This window comes from Blastocatellia bacterium (assembly GCA_025054955.1).
Classification (GTDB): domain Bacteria; phylum Acidobacteriota; class Blastocatellia; order HR10; family J050; genus JANWZE01.
The window spans coordinates 1-14,725 of the sequence record JANWZE010000031.1 but is presented as its reverse complement, the minus strand read 5'-3'; the positions used below and the strand labels follow the sequence as shown (position 1 = coordinate 14,725).

The window sequence follows — 14,725 nt, the reverse complement described above, 5'->3', positions numbered from 1 at the left end:
GCTCACCGATAGAACGATTCAATAGATCCATGCGCTCGTCAGGCAACATGCATAGTTTTCGACTTATCCTCCGCTACAGGTCGCTCAGCTTCAGGCGCTGGCTCAAAGCAAATTCCTTCACGCTGTTTGTGCTCGGGCCGCTGATCCTGACAGGGTTTTACTTGATGCTAGAGCCGTACCTCGTCAAACTGACGGCGCTCGCGGGCTTTGCCGCGTCGCGGTGGCCGATTGCTGATTTGAGATTGCTCTCGCTCGCCTTGACGATTTTGCTCATTGCCGCGTCCTTGTCAGCGACGCTCAAAGATGTCTATGCCACGCATTCAGCCGACGCTTCTCTGGATGCGTTGCCGATTCCGCCACCTGTACGATTCAACGTCACGCTGCTGATTCGATTTTTGAAAAATTTGTTGGCATGGTTAGTCCTGTTGGTGCTCCTGCGCCGGCTGAGCGACGAGCGCGCCGTCGGCGTCGCCTGGACGCTGACTCACGCGGCGCTGATGCTGGCGGCTTTTTTGAACATTGCCGTATTGCAAATTTTGGCGACGCTGGCACTGGTTCATTATCAACTGTTCAGCTTGGGCCGAATCGTGATTCAGGCTGTTCTCCTGCTTTTGCTGGTCGCGCTGACGCGCTGGCATGAATGGTTCATCGCGCCGTTGTTGCCGCTGGCAGCGCCCGCTTTGATTTTTCAGAAGAGCTTCGGCGAGGCATTGGGTCGAAGTGAGCATGAAGCGTCGGCAGGCATGCTCGTGGCCATCGCTCTATTGGCATTTGGTGTGCTTTACTTCGTGACGCAATTTGTTTACCAACAATGGCGGGATGACGACCGTGAGCTGGCGCGTGATGCCTTGCTTCAACGTTCGAATCGTCGTGAGTGGTTGCCTGGGTTGTTGACTCGCCTGTTGAGCGAGCCTATTGCTTCGCAAGTGATACGCGATTGGCGCTTGACGCGGCGCGGCTTTTCATCGGCTGTGTATCTAGCGATAGGATTTCTCTTGCTGTTTCAGGGTGCGTTGGTGTTGGCCAGCCAGCGGTATGAGCTGAGCGCTGAATGGTTCACCCGATTGGTGTTAGTCTGTGGCGCGTTTAGCGTGTTTAGTCTGACGGCGCTGGCTCCGCTGCTGCTGAAATATCAACTCCCTTACTTCTGGGTGGAGAAGTCAACGGGCGTGTCGCCGGAATTGGTCTGGAAATCCAAGTTCTGGTACGCGCGATTGATGGCAGTGCCCGCATGGCTTGTCTCGGTGGCGGTGGCGCTGCCGCTGGGTTCGTTTAGCCTCGTTGATCAAGTATGGCTCGTCTTGAAGCTGCTCGTCATTGCGTTTGTAGTTGCATCGCTGGTGGGCGTCATGGCATTCGAAATTGCTTCACGACCGCTGCTTGGACTGATCTTCAGCGGATTGGCTGCGCTGGCCGTGGCGAGCTTGTTTATTTTCTATTGGCGATTTTGGTTGCTTTGGTTGTACGGGTACGTGATGGGCGTGCACTACTTGGGCGAACGGGCGCGGTCGCGCGTTTCGTTCACTGAGGTCGAAGCTGAGGCATGAAGCCATAATCGGAGGCTGTTAATCACAAGAAGAGATCGCATGAGTGAATCCCCTTTGCTGAATCATATTCCGGCGCTCCAGCTTCGTGAGGTGACCAAGCAGTACGGCCGGATTGTCGCTGCTGACAATGTCTCACTGACCATTGATCGAGAAATTTTCGGCCTGCTTGGAGCGAACGGAGCCGGCAAGTCAACGCTGATGAAAGCCATTCTTGGTTTAATCAAAACGGATGCCGGCCAGATTCACGTCTGCGGGTATCACACGCGCCACCAGCCCATCGAGGCGAAGAAACGAATCGGCTATTTGCCTGAAGAGCTTCATCTGTATGATCGTCTGACGGGCTGGGAATTTTTAACTTTTATGGCAGGCCTCAAAGGACTCGATCATGCTGACGCGATTGAGCGGGAGCTGGATTATTTCGGACTGCATGAGAAGCGGCATCTCTTGATCGAAGAATACTCGCTCGGCATGAAGAAGAAAGTCGGATTGATTGCCGCGATGATGGGCGCGCCGCCGTTGATTTTGCTCGATGAGCCGCTCAACGGGTTGGATGCCGAGAGTATGCGCTTGCTGCGGTTGCGTATCGAAGAGCTTCATCAGCGTGGCTCGACGTTTGTGATCTCTTCACACGTGATGGGGCTGGTCGAGCGCCTTTGTCACCGCGTGGCTGTGCTCAAACGCGGTCGGATTGTGATCGAAGGCGCGCCGCGCCATCTGCGCGACATTGCTGGCATGGCCGGTGAGCCGTTCGAGGATGTCTTCCTTCACTTTGCGCGATGAAGTTGCTCAGGCTGGCCGCCGATGAAAAATCTTATCAGCGGTTTCATCGGCGGCTCGCCGAGCTGAGCAATCGCTTCAGTTATCGTCAGCGCGGATGAAAAATCTTATCGGCGGTTCATCGGCGCTTTGCTTCTTCACTCAGCGAGAGCGCGAACACGGCGGCAATGCCTTCGGCCCCGGATAGCTCGTGCCGCCCAGATCGTCCTCAGTCACATTTTCCTCGAAGCAATTTCCTTCTCCTGTGCCGTCCCAATAGATATTTGCGCCGGTGGGAAAATCTGGCACCAGTGGCGCGAGTCGCTCAGCGTCTGGGCTGCGGCCATTGCGCAGCGCCAGATTCCTCACGATCCGATTATTGTCGGGAATGTGATCAATCATCGGATCGAAATCGTCGAACAGAACAGGCAACCTGGCTATGCCGATGCCGAACGAGTTATTTTCAAGGATGATGTTATCCGCGATGGTCACCTCATTGGCTCCGACGAGCAAAATGCCGCCGCCGACCGGAATGACCTGAATGAACAGCTCCAGCGCCCGATGATCGCCAGGATTGTTGTTATGGTGCGTGTAATTCTTGGTCACCGTGATCCGATTGGTTCGCGTCACTTGCAACAGCGGCAATTCGACAATCAGAATGCCGATGACGTTATCGTAGGTTTCGTTCTCGGTGACCGTGCAGTCATCGGAATTTTCGATTTCAATGCCGTTGATATTGCCGTGGGCCACGTTGTGCGAAACGATCACATTGGACGACTGACCAACATAAATGCCTGTGTCGGTATGCCCAATCACCAGGTTATTGGAGATGACCCCGCCGGTGCAGAATATGGGAAACAGACCGTATTCGCCGTTGTTCTCCAGCCGATTATACGTCAGGCGAAAATCTCTGACGCGCGTCAACAAGACGCCATTTTCGTTGAAGCCCTTGATGAGGAAGCCGCTCAGCTCGAACCCATGTGCGCCCGGTCGCACCTCAATGCCATTGGTTGCATTGACGCCCTGATTACTCAACACGGTTCCGTTCTCCTGAGCGCCTGCTCCAATCAAACGGATGCCAGGGCTTCTGACGACGAGTGCATCCCGGTACTCGCCCGGCGCGACGATGATCGTGGTGTTAGCCGGCGCTTGGCTGACGATTTGGCCGAGCCGGTCGCCTGGCTTCACATACACGATGGATTGAGCGTGAACCGATTGGATCGAAATGCCCCATACGACGGTAATGACGCTAACGACTTTGATGATCGTAGATTTCATGAGACTCCTCCTTGATGGTTCGATGAACTGAACAAGCGCGCAGGATTTTACCGGATTGAGTCGGCGCTGTCGAGCCGGTCGGCAAGTTCAAGCAGGTAGGTTCGGAAGCGTTCCAGTGGTTCATTCAGAGCGGCTGACACGGATACGACCCGTTCAGCCAGCTCGAGAACCCGTTGACGATCCAATGACATCATGTAAGCGTGTCTGAAGAGACGGTGAAATCGCCTGAGCTCGTCCAGGTGATCCTTCAGCGTTGTCGTTAGCACCGCTGGTCGTACTTGGGGAATGTCCAGCGCCATCTGATGGAGTAATTCTTCGTGGTAACGTTCCGGACGGGCAATCGGCACAGTGAACACGGCGCCAGTGCGCTCAAAGACGTACTCGCACAGTCCATAGAAATTGTGGATTTCGTAAGCGACGGCGATGAGGTGGGCTTCGCTTGATAATTGTTGCGCTTCTTGCGCGCGCGCTGAGACGTGCGCCGGTTTCTCTTGAAGCATCGAGTGTGCCATCGTTAGTTCAGCCACCAGGGCCTGCAAGCTGTTACTTGTCGGCGTCATAGATGCACACTCCTTGCGCGAGTATCCATTGGCCCAGCGGTGTGGTCGGGTCAATGTCAACTAACTCGACCGTCCGGTCAAAGTGTTGATCGAGGGCCGCGCCGAGTCTGAAAAACTCCACGCCTAGCCGACCGACGATGCCCACATCCACGTCAGAAGTTTCAAAGCAAAACCGTTCAGGGATCAACACCGAGCCAAACAGGTAAAGCTGTCGCACAGCAGGGAACTGTCGCGCCACTTCATGGACCGAACGGGCGCAACGCAAAAGACGTTGACGTTCAGTCTCATTTCGCTGTTGTTCGCGCTCACGCTGTCGCCGCAGACGCGCGACAATCGCTGCCGTCGCCTCATCGCTGAAGGCTACATGCTGTGTTCTATCCTTCTCGCTGTCCATAGCAAGCAAGTGTGTGGCAGTATAGCGTAACTTGATTAGGAGCGGCGATCAGTAGATATTGATGAGGCCCTGCGTGCCCTGCTCGCCGAGTCCTCGGTTGACAGCCTCGCTAAACAGCGCGTAGGCCAACTCGGTGCCGGGCAATGTGCCGCTGAGGCTCTTGGCAAATTCCAATGCCAGCCGCAAGTCTTTCTGCTGAAGTTTCATCATGAAGCCGGGCGTGTAGTCCTGCTGCAAAATTTTCGGCGCCGCATGAGTCAGCATCCACGAACCGGCAGCCCCGCTGGACACCACGTCGAGCACGTCGGCCAGATTCAATCCGGCCAGCTTGGCCAGATACAAGCCTTCCGTCATCGCCACGATATTCAATGCTGCGATCACTTGATTGATCATTTTTGTGCGCTGTCCGTTTCCACTTCGGCCCATGTAGACGATCTTCTTTCCCATCGCTTGAAAGATGGGCAGGCACGTCTGGAATGTCTCTAGATCGCCGCCGACCATGATAGCCAGCGTTCCTGCGGTTGCGCCTTGCAGGCCGCCGCTGACGGGCGCGTCGAGCATCCGGCAACCTTTCTGTTCAAGTCTGGCGGCCATTTCCTCTGTGGCGGCAGGCGAGATTGTGCTCATGTCAATCAGTATTTTGCCTGGCGTCACTCCATCCTGGACGCCATCCGGACCAAACAAGACGCGCTCGACATCCGGCGTATCCGAGACGATAGTGATGATGACGTCGCTGCGCCGCGCCACATCAGCATAGGATGTTGCTTCTACTGCGCCGGCCTCCACCAGCGGCTGACATTTCGCTCTCGTGCGATTGAAGACTACTAGCGGGAATCCCGCCCTCATCAGGTTATGCGCCATCGGCTGGCCCATGATGCCCAGGCCGATGAATCCAATTCTCATACTCATCTGCCTTTCTCCTTCCTTGCTCATTTTGCTGATGCGCACTAAAGTAGCCAACGCATGGTTGCGCTTCAAGTCGCCAACAGCAGAGTAACTCGATGGCTCATCGGCGTGTGGTTGATAGTGGGCCTACTCATCGGCTGTGCGCCGAATGCAACCGTGCCGCGCCAGCACCGACTGGCCCAACTCTCTGCAAAATTGTCGGAGGAAGGCGGCTACTTCCCCAGCGACAACCTCGTCTCCAACGAAGAAGGTTATCAAAAAGTGTTGAACAAACTCGACGAGCTGAACGTGCGCGGCGGCGTCTATATCGGTGTGGGACCTGAACAGAATTTCACCTATATTGCTCAAGTGCGCCCGACGCGGGCATTCATTCTGGATATTCGCTACGATAACCGATTGCAGCACCTGCTTTATAAGGCGTTGTTTCTCATGGCGCGAAACCGCGCTGAGTTTCTTTCGCTGTGGCTCAGCCGACCGTTGCAGTTAAAACACTCATGGGTGAAGCGGGCCACGATTGATGAACTGATCGCAGCGATTGAGCGGACGGCGCCCAGCCCAGCCTACTATCAGGCGAATCTGAAAAAAGTCTACGCGCTGATTGAACGCCGCTTCGGCCTGCCATTGACCGAACAAGACCGCGCGCGGCTCGACTTCATTTACAAGAGTTTTTACGAGCCGGGCTTGGAGATTCGCTACGAATCGCATCTGCGACGCGACTGGCGCCGGTTCCCGACATTGAAGTCCCTGTTGTTGCAAACCGACCGGCGGGGCCGCCGACGCGCCTTTTTGGCCTCGGAAGACGATTTCCAGTTTCTCAAACAATTTCAGCAGCGTGACCGGCTTGTGCCCGTGACAGGCGATTTCGCCGGACCCAAAGCACTGCGCGCCATTGGCGACGAGGTCAGGCGAAGCGGTGAGCGCGTCTCCGTCTTCTATGTCTCCAATGTCGAGTTCTACCTGATGCAACAAAATTCCTTCTCTACGTTCGTCGAAAGCGTCAAGTCATTGCCTCACGACGATCGCACGTTGATGATCCGCAGCTACCTGGGATTCGGCCACCAGCATCCAGAAACTATTCCCGGTCATCTACTGGCGATGTTGCTCCAACGGATGGAGAAGTTCATCGAGCTGGCAGAGGCGGGTCGTTATCGAACATACTCGGACATCGGGCTTCTGGATTACATCCCGACTCGCGGTAATGACACTCAATAGCCACATCGTGTCACCCGTGGAGCAGTGTTCACACTTCTAGCATTTTTCAGAGTATATTCCTGCACGGGGATGGACGCTCCGTGCAATGGTGGAGCAGTGTTCACACTTCTAGCATTTTCAGAGCGGTTTGTGAATGAGTTTGTCCTGGGAACGCCCGCTTCCGGCATGGATTCGCCCGCAGATGTGGGGCTCCTGGCTAAAGGCGACTGAAAATCGCTCTAGATTTTTACTGCCACGCTTGCGGTGATCTCTCGCGGCGGGTTCCTGCCAACGGATCAAAGATTCCAACGGATGGAATCGCCGTTGAAATGACAATCGCTGCCTCAGATTTTGCTTGACAGCGTTGGGAAAGGTGCGATAGATTGCCGCCGGCTGTGAAGTGAGACGTTATCAAAAGCGAATAATCTTCCCGAGCAGACCACAGCCGCCAATTCAGCAGTTATAGAGAAATAGCTTTGGTTTCCGTGTGGGTTCAGCGGTGATGAGACTCCGTTGAGGAGTCATCATGATTCACAGCGAGGGCGTCATGTCCTTAGCATTAACGACTCGGATTAGCACCTTCAGATTCACTATGCGCACTGAGACTGAGGCGTGGTTGCCGCGCTATAAAGGCTCAACGCTGCGGGGTGCATTCGGAAATGCGTTGAAACGCGCTGTCTGCATTCGGCGCGATCTGAATTGTGAGATTTGCTTGGTGCGCCCAAGCTGCGTCTACACGCAGGTATTCGAGACGTTGCCGCCCGAAGGTGTAGCCGCCTTTCGCGGTCAGAAAGTTGCGCCGCACCCCTATGTGCTGGAGCCGCCGCTTGAAGAGAAGCAGCAGTACGCGCCGGGTGAGCCGTTGACGTTCGGGCTGACGCTCATCGGTCGAGCGATTGATTATCTGCCTTACATCATCTTTGCTCTGGATCAGGCGGGGCAAAAGGGATTGGGTCAGCGGCGCGGGCGATTCGTGTTGGAATCGGTCGCGTGGCGCGATGGCGATGGTCATGAGCGGGTGATTTACGAAAGTGCGACGCAGCGTCTGGCATCAGGTTCATTCAGTATGAGCGCCGAGGAGTGGATTGCCCACCGCCACGCTCAAATCTCATCAAACCTTGAATCCTCGACTCTGTCCAACACTGCTGAACTGCATGCGCGAACCACTGGCGGAGAATCTGAAATTTCAAATCTCCAATCGTCACATTTGCGCCTCGTTTTCCTGACGCCTGTACGGCTTCAGGTTCAGGGCGACTTGCAAGGGGGCATCAGCTTTGAGCTGCTGGTTCGCAATCTGCTCCGGCGAATGTGGCAATTAACACTTGTGCACGGCGGCGGCGAGTTGGTATTGGATCATCGAGCCATGATTGAGCAAGCCCGGTCGGTGATGACCGTCAGGAACGAGCTTCGCTGGCTTGATTGGGAACGGTACTCCAATCGGCAGCAGACGAAGATGAAGCTTGGCGGGCTGGTCGGCGAAGTGGAGTACGGGTTTGCAGGAGCGGCGGAGCTGGGCGCATTTTTGCCGCTCGTGATCTTGGGCGAGCTGCTGCATGTGGGCAAGAACACGACGTTCGGGCTGGGAAAGTATGAAATTGCAAGCCTGCGACCGCTGACTGATGCTCTGGCTCTGCCGGGGTGTGTGCCGTCGAGCGAGAGGAAGTCAGCGGAATAGGGTTACTGCAATGTTACTGGTGTGGATGAACGCAGACCGACTCTGCTAATGTCGGGTCCTTATGGAGATGAATGTAAATGGCTCATTGATTCACCGATCGAGGATTTTGCGGACATGGGATTGGAGGGGAAGGTAGATGAATAAACAGGATGAAGGACTGATTACTTTAGGGGCGCTGCTACATGATATTGGCAAGGCCCGCGAGCGGACGTTCCAGCCGCTGCCTGACTGGGCCAGGGGCGAAGCCTTCCAGGCAAAGTATAGTCATGAACCATTCAGCGCGCTCTTTGTGGATGAGTGGATGAGCCACTGGCCGACAGATCAACACACCTTGCGGCGGTTAGTGCTCAAGCATCACGATCCATCTTTATATGACGAGTTATTGGTTTCACTCGCAGATCGTTTGTCCGCCAACGAGCGCGCGGAAGCAGAGGGCAACGAGGAAGGCGCACGCGGGCGGGCAGAGAGTGTCCTGCGGAGCGTCCTCTCGCGGGTCAGGTTGGAAGGGAGAGGAGCCGATGAGATATATCACAAGCTCCTGGCCTTATCGCTTAATCGTCAAGTATTGATGCCAGGCCGAGATGAATCCGGCTCAGCAGAAGCTTATCAAACTTTATGGCAAGCCTTCACTAACGAAGTCACTCGCGTGCCACCTGGCGACATTCCGACGTTGTTAGCTGTTTTGAGGAAATACACCTGGGCGATTCCTTCCGACACGCGCTACAAAACGATTCCCGACATATCCCTCTATCACCATTTGAAAACGACGGCGGCAATTGCGGCTTGTTTGGTCAGAGCACGATTAGAGGAGCGTGAGGTGCAGACGCTCTACGGGGCGCTCTCACATCGTTATTTCAAGCAACCGTCAACGCCGACTGAGGATGAGTTAGTGAATCGCCCCCTCTGTGCCTTGGCCAAAGGCGACATTTCGGGCACCCAGGATTTCCTCTACCTGCTCACCAGCAGCGGAGCCGCGCGCGGGTTGCGCGGGCGGTCGTTTTATCTTCAACTGCTCACCGAAGTCATCGCGGCATGGATTCTGCGCCAGTTTGCTTTGCCGATGACGAATCTTCTCTTCGCTGGCGGCGGCCATTTCTACTTGTTGTTGCCGTACCGGGAGACCGCTGAGCGGTTCGACAACCTGCGGCAGCAAATCAGTCAGAGACTTTGGAAAGCACACAAGGGCGACTTGTCGCTGACAGTAGATTATGTTCCCGTTGCTGCCGTTGACTTTTTGGAGCATGACGCGGGCGGCAATGCTTTTGCCCACAAGTGGGACGAGGTCTCCCGCCGAGTCAATGAGCGCAAGCAGCGAAAGTGGCGTGAGCTGGACGGTAATGAGATGATGCTGACGCTGTTCACTGCTCAGCAGCTCGGCACGACAGCAGAAGAGATGTGCCAAGTTTGTCATGGCGAATGGAGACAAGGAAGAGATGAAATGGATGATGGCATCCGAAAATGTCGTCGGTGCTACCAATTTGAAGGACTAGGTCAGTTGCTGCGTGAGCCAACGTACCTTGTGCTGTTCACTGTCCCTGAGCGCGAGCCACCCGACCCATGGGATTGGCGGGGCGTGCTACAGGCATTCGGGGTGTTCCCATGGTTAGTCCATGAAGGCGAAGATGTACCTGAGAAACCGAACGGGGCAACAGGCGCGTTGGTTTACACCTTTCATACCTCTGGTCCACTTGACTTTCTAACTGATGAGGTGAAGGCTCGATTCCGCTGGGGGGACATGCCCGTCAGTTTTGATTCTCGTTTGCTCGCGGATGCAACTCCGATGAAGCGGGAGAGTAATGGCGAGCTTGTTATCGCCGAATTCAGCGATCTTGCCGAGGCATCTGAGGGAGTCAAGTGGCTTGGCGTGCTACGAATGGATGTGGACAGTCTTGGCGATGTCTTTAAGAAAGGACTGGGCAACAACGCGACGATTTCGCGGATGACCACGCTGAGCGAGTCGTTACGCCTATTCTTTGAAGGCTGGGTTCCACAGTTGTGCCAACAATACAACCCTGTGGCGCAGGGCAGCACACGACCAGAAAATAAGGACGCGTTGTACCTGATCTACGCAGGCGGGGATGACCTGTTCGTTGTCGGCGCGTGGAGCGTGCTGCCGAAGTTGGCTCAGCAAATCCGGGATGACTTCAGAGAGTTCGTTGGCGGCGACCATATCACGCTATCAGGTGGGATCGCCATCGAGCACCAAAAGTTTCCACTTTACCAACTCGCCAATAATGCCAAATATGCGCTCGATGACCAAGCGAAAGAGCACACGCGGACTGTTGATGGGCGTTCAGTGAAGAAGGATGCCCTCAGTTTCTTGCAAACTCCACTTGGATGGGAGCGGTTCAACGAGATAGCAGAAAGACAAGATGAATTACGGGCCATGCTCAGAGGCGATGGCGGCACGGTCTCGCTGCCGCGCGCCTTCCTGACCCGATTGAGCGAAATCCATAGTCTGTACGAGGAGAATCGTCAGCGTCAGCGTCATCGCATGAACGCTAAGGAGATAACCCTGGCACAAATGGAGGAGGAAATTGCCTATGCCAAATGGGTGTGGCGGCTGGTGTATCACCTGAGCCGCTTCGGAGAGCGTTACACAGATCATCAAGACAAGATTCGTCACCTCCAGCAAGCGATTGCGCGTGATCGAGACGGTCTTATTTCCGTCCTGCACGTCCTCGCCCGCTGGACATCTTTATTGACAAGGGAGGGATAGTATATGCCGAGAGAGAGTCGAGAACATCGCACATCACAACAGCACCAATCAGGGTCTCGCAGCGCCCCTCAAGGGGAGCAGTTATCTCAGCAACAAGTGCAGGAGCTTATCAGGCAAGGTGGACGGCTGTTGGTGGAAGCTGCCGAGAGTCTGGGACCGCGATTGCAGCGGGGCAACCTGACAACAAATCAAATCCGCAACATTTATGGGACAGTCAAGCAAATGGAAATGCGAGGCTTCGATGCCAATGAGTTCGTGCTGCTCAAGCCAAAGCTAGCCTATGCTGCTGCCCGTGCTAACTCTAATGGAGCACGCGAGCTGAAAGATGTGCTTTCGTGGGCGATTGATGAGGTTGGGAACGATGAAACCAAATTCGCCCGTTTTGTAGATTTCTTCGAGGCCGTTTTAGCCTATCACAAAGCGGCAGGAGGAAGGTGAACATCAAGGAGGATTACCTATGCCCAACATAACACTGAAAGGAAAGGTCATCATCACCGGCGAAATCGAAGCCGTCACGGGATTGCATATCGGTGGTGCGGCGGCAGGATTGGACATCGGCGGGATTGACAATCCCATCATTCGTCATCCTGTCACTCGTGAACCCTATATTCCCGGCTCTTCGTTGCGTGGAAAGATGCGCTCGTTACTCGATAGGCATTTTGGGAATGACGTCAACAAGTTTATCCAACGGCGGGAACCAGTCGTCCGAGTCCATGAGTGCGAGACGGAAGATGCCTATGCGACGTGTGCTGTGTGCCAAATCTTTGGTGTCACTCCAGGCGATCAGCGTCGGCAGTGGACACAACTGAAACCGACTCGCCTTCTGGTTCGTGACGTAATGTTGGCAAAAGGCCATGAGGCGACTGAGAGGCTGCGTCGAGCAAAAACGGACTTGCCGTTCACAGAGGTCAAATGGGAAGCAGTCATTGACCGTATCACTTCGGCAGCAGTTCCGCGCCAAAACGAGCGCGTGCCTGCTGGGGCAGTCTTTGCCCCACTTGAACTCGTGTACAGCCTCTACGATCTCAACGGTACAGGTTGTCAGGCCGATATTGATTGGTTGCAGCACGTTTTCAAGGCGATGGAGCTGCTTGAAGATGACTACGTGGGCGGTTACGGCTCACGTGGGGCGGGGAAAATTGCTTTCACCAATGTGACTGTAACGTTCAAATCTCATGACTACTACCAGGGTACAGGGACTGTTTTGATGCTCGATCAAAACAGAAAGATTGGCGAATTGCAGCCCAGCCGCTACGCCCAATCAATCCAACAAGCGGTCGGAGGGACACAGTAATGCCCGCTTTTTCGACCTACCGGCTGACTTTTCGGTCGCCATTGCACATTGGTGAGCGCGGCGTCGGGCTGGAAGTGACGCGCATTCACCTCCCAGCCGATACGCTCTTCAGCGCCATTTGCTCGGCGTGGCGGCAACTCTATGGCGTGGATGCGTTGCGCCGTGATGTGCTGGATTGGTTCACCGATAGTGACAGCCTCCCATTCTTCCTCAGCTCAGCATTTCCATTTGCAGGTGCTGTGCGGTTCTTCCCAAAGCCACTAGCGCGGTTGTCCACAGTGAATGTCAGTGATGACGACTACAAAGCCTTCAAGCGGGTGCGGTTCGTCTCTGAGCAATTGTTTACAGCAATTGTTGGAGGGGGAGAGATCACTTTTACCAAAGAGCACTGCATCAACGGCGAAGTAGCGTGGGTCACCGAGGATGAGAAAGAGCAGCTTAAGGATTGGACGGATGATGCTACGGGCGACATTGTATTATGGAAAACTGATGTCCTCCCGCGCGTGACGCTCGACCGCATCACTTCAGCGTCACAAATCTGGCATTTTGGCGAGGTGATGTTCGCTGAAAGGGCAGGGTTGTGGTTCGCTGTGGAATTCAATCGCGATCATGGCGACGAGTTGAAGCGCAAATTTGAAGCTGTCTTGCGACTGCTGGGCGATTCAGGATTAGGCGGCGAACGCAATGCTGGGCGTGGATTGTTCAATCTGGGTGGACCAAGCGATGAGCCGTTGCCTGAAGTCAGTAATCCCAACCGCTTTGTCACGCTTTCGCCAGTGTGCCCCAAAGATGCCGCACAGGCAGGGGCGCTGACGAGAGAAGAGGCTGCCTACGAGCTAATGCCTCGACGCGGCTGGGTAACATCGCCGGAGGCGAGCAACCTGCGGCGCAAGATGGTCTGGATGTTTGCCGAAGGCTCAGTGTTGATGGGTAACCCTCAACCGCACGCTGGACGATTGGTGAACGTCAAACCGGATGTCTGCCCACATGATGTGTGGCGCTACGGCTATGCGTTTCCAGTGGGCTTGCCGTAGCGCAAGTTGCCAACTTGCGCTACAAGCGGGTCCTGCAATCAATGAGGTGAACGAAATGGCGACGAGAACTTACACGTTGACCTGTCTCTGTCCTGTCCACGTCGGAACCGGGACGCAATTTAGCAAATTCGAGGGCGTCTATGAAGGCAGGCGATGGCACTTGATTGATCTTGATAAGGTGCTCGCGCGCGGCGTAAATGCCAGTCAGTTGGCGACGGCGATGAGCAATCGCAATTTTCTATGGGCGACGTGGCTCTCCACCCAACGGATTCCGCCAGCCGATGTTGCCGCCTACAGTTTGCCGTGCCCGCAAGACCCCGACGAGGTCGCTGTCCGCGAAGCAATGAAGAACGTGCACGCTCAGCCTTATCTGCCGGGCACGTCAATCAAGGGCGCGATTCGGACAGCAGTGCTGTGGCAGTTAATGACTGACCACGCTCCCCATCAAGAATTCGCTGCACGATATGTGACTCTTTGTGTGCGGTCGCGTGACCTGGTCAATGAGATCCAGCGCCGTCGCGCTTTCGACGCGCCCGACACACACCGCGTGGTGCTTGCAGAAACGCTTAACGTGAGCCAGGATGAGGCACGAAGATTTCAGCAAACGCTCTATCGCATCCTTAACGTGCGCGAAGACCGGTTGAGCGACCAACGCGAATGGCGCAACTTCCAGCAGCGGCTGGAGCGACTTGGACGGAACCGCGAGTGGCTCGGGCAGCCTGTCGAACGCGCTGTGTTCGGGCGCGACCCCAACCACGACCTCATGCGCGCAGTACACGTCAGCGACACGCAGCCCGTGAGTATCGAACAGTTGGCTGTCGGGTTAGTATGGACCTACACATTGCGTGGCCATCGGCTCGTGGAAAAACGCGAGCAAGATGGTGAGTACAAAATCTTCGCCGAGTGGCTGACGCCAGAGACACCACTACGGTTAGAGATTGGCGTAGATGATTTTCTCTTTTCTGAAGTAGCCGAGCTTGAACTGCGCTTTCGCGGCGCAAAGGAGCAAGCCATTCGGCAGTTGGCACAGACGTGCAATGCCTACGCCCGGTCCATCATCGCCGCTGAGCAGCAGTTTTACAACGAGTACCCGATGTTCTATGCCGATCGAGAGCATAGCGCAATCCGGGAGTTCTACGCAGAGTTAGATGCAACAATCAACAACCTACCTGATGGCGCGTTCTTGCTCAACATCGGTTGGGGTGGCGGGTGGGAAGTCAAAACCATCGGCGATCTGTTGCGAAACCAATTGGGTGAAGAAGGCTTCAACCAGCTCCGCCAGCGGTATCGGTTGGGTCAGAATCCAAGGACCGGGCAGCTTGATACCGCTCATCCGTTTCCCAAGACTCGGCACATCGCATACGAAGGTGG

13 protein-coding genes are annotated in these 14,725 nt (G+C 55.2%); 9 read left to right on the top strand and 4 right to left on the bottom strand.

Features of this window, described 5'->3' with window-relative positions; translation table 11 throughout:
- Positions 1–47 precede the first annotated feature (47 nt).
- Positions 48–1,547, top strand: coding sequence for a hypothetical protein (locus NZ823_03745; GenBank protein ID MCS6804240.1), 1,500 nt, complete (start codon positions 48–50; stop codon positions 1,545–1,547).
- A 39-nt stretch (positions 1,548–1,586) separates the two neighbouring features.
- The gene (locus tag NZ823_03740) at positions 1,587–2,327 is read left to right on the top strand and encodes an ABC transporter ATP-binding protein (protein MCS6804239.1); all 741 of its coding nucleotides are present in this window, start codon (positions 1,587–1,589) and stop codon (positions 2,325–2,327) included.
- A gap of 138 nt (positions 2,328–2,465) precedes the next feature.
- On the opposite strand, the gene NZ823_03735 is transcribed toward NZ823_03740, so the two are convergent.
- Genes NZ823_03735 through NZ823_03720 form a run of 4 tightly spaced genes read right to left on the bottom strand, consistent with a single transcriptional unit; the run spans position 2,466 to position 5,468 of the window.
- The gene (locus NZ823_03735; protein MCS6804238.1) at positions 2,466–3,581 is read right to left on the bottom strand and encodes a right-handed parallel beta-helix repeat-containing protein; all 1,116 of its coding nucleotides are present in this window, start codon (positions 3,579–3,581) and stop codon (positions 2,466–2,468) included.
- Positions 3,582–3,628: 47 nt separating this feature from the next.
- A complete protein-coding gene (locus NZ823_03730) occupies positions 3,629–4,141 on the bottom strand; it encodes a hypothetical protein (GenBank protein ID MCS6804237.1) in 513 nt (170 codons plus the stop codon).
- Positions 4,125–4,535: a nucleotidyltransferase domain-containing protein gene (locus tag NZ823_03725; GenBank protein MCS6804236.1), complete on the bottom strand. Its 411-nt coding sequence runs from the start codon at positions 4,533–4,535 to the stop codon at positions 4,125–4,127. Before NZ823_03725 ends, NZ823_03730 begins: the two co-directional genes overlap by 17 nt.
- A gap of 48 nt (positions 4,536–4,583) precedes the next feature.
- Entirely contained in the window at positions 4,584–5,468 is an 885-nt protein-coding gene (locus tag NZ823_03720; GenBank protein ID MCS6804235.1) for an NAD(P)-dependent oxidoreductase, read from the bottom strand.
- 30 nt (positions 5,469–5,498) lie between these two features.
- On the opposite strand from NZ823_03720, the gene NZ823_03715 reads away from it, so the two are divergent.
- The 7 genes from NZ823_03715 to csm5 all read left to right on the top strand — a co-directional run.
- Positions 5,499–6,653, top strand: a complete 1,155-nt coding sequence (locus NZ823_03715) for a hypothetical protein (protein ID MCS6804234.1) — start codon at positions 5,499–5,501, stop codon at positions 6,651–6,653.
- Between the two features lie 571 nt (positions 6,654–7,224).
- Positions 7,225–8,307 (top strand): CRISPR system precrRNA processing endoribonuclease RAMP protein Cas6, encoded by a 1,083-nt coding sequence (gene cas6, locus NZ823_03710; GenBank protein ID MCS6804233.1) that lies wholly within the window; start codon positions 7,225–7,227, stop codon positions 8,305–8,307.
- 136 nt (positions 8,308–8,443) lie between these two features.
- A complete protein-coding gene (gene cas10, locus NZ823_03705; GenBank protein MCS6804232.1) occupies positions 8,444–11,026 on the top strand; it encodes a type III-A CRISPR-associated protein Cas10/Csm1 in 2,583 nt (860 codons plus the stop codon).
- Positions 11,027–11,029: 3 nt separating this feature from the next.
- Positions 11,030–11,464, top strand: coding sequence for a type III-A CRISPR-associated protein Csm2 (csm2, locus tag NZ823_03700; protein MCS6804231.1), 435 nt, complete (start codon positions 11,030–11,032; stop codon positions 11,462–11,464).
- A gap of 19 nt (positions 11,465–11,483) precedes the next feature.
- Entirely contained in the window at positions 11,484–12,320 is an 837-nt protein-coding gene (gene csm3 / locus NZ823_03695) for a type III-A CRISPR-associated RAMP protein Csm3 (GenBank protein MCS6804230.1), read from the top strand.
- Complete coding sequence (gene csm4, locus NZ823_03690) at positions 12,320–13,354, top strand: type III-A CRISPR-associated RAMP protein Csm4 (protein MCS6804229.1); 1,035 nt, start codon at positions 12,320–12,322, stop codon at positions 13,352–13,354. The genes csm3 and csm4 overlap by 1 nt, the downstream gene beginning before the upstream one ends.
- 55 nt (positions 13,355–13,409) lie before the next feature.
- Positions 13,410–14,725: type III-A CRISPR-associated RAMP protein Csm5 (gene csm5, locus NZ823_03685; GenBank protein MCS6804228.1), on the top strand; the 1,316-nt coding region annotated here is incomplete at its 3' end.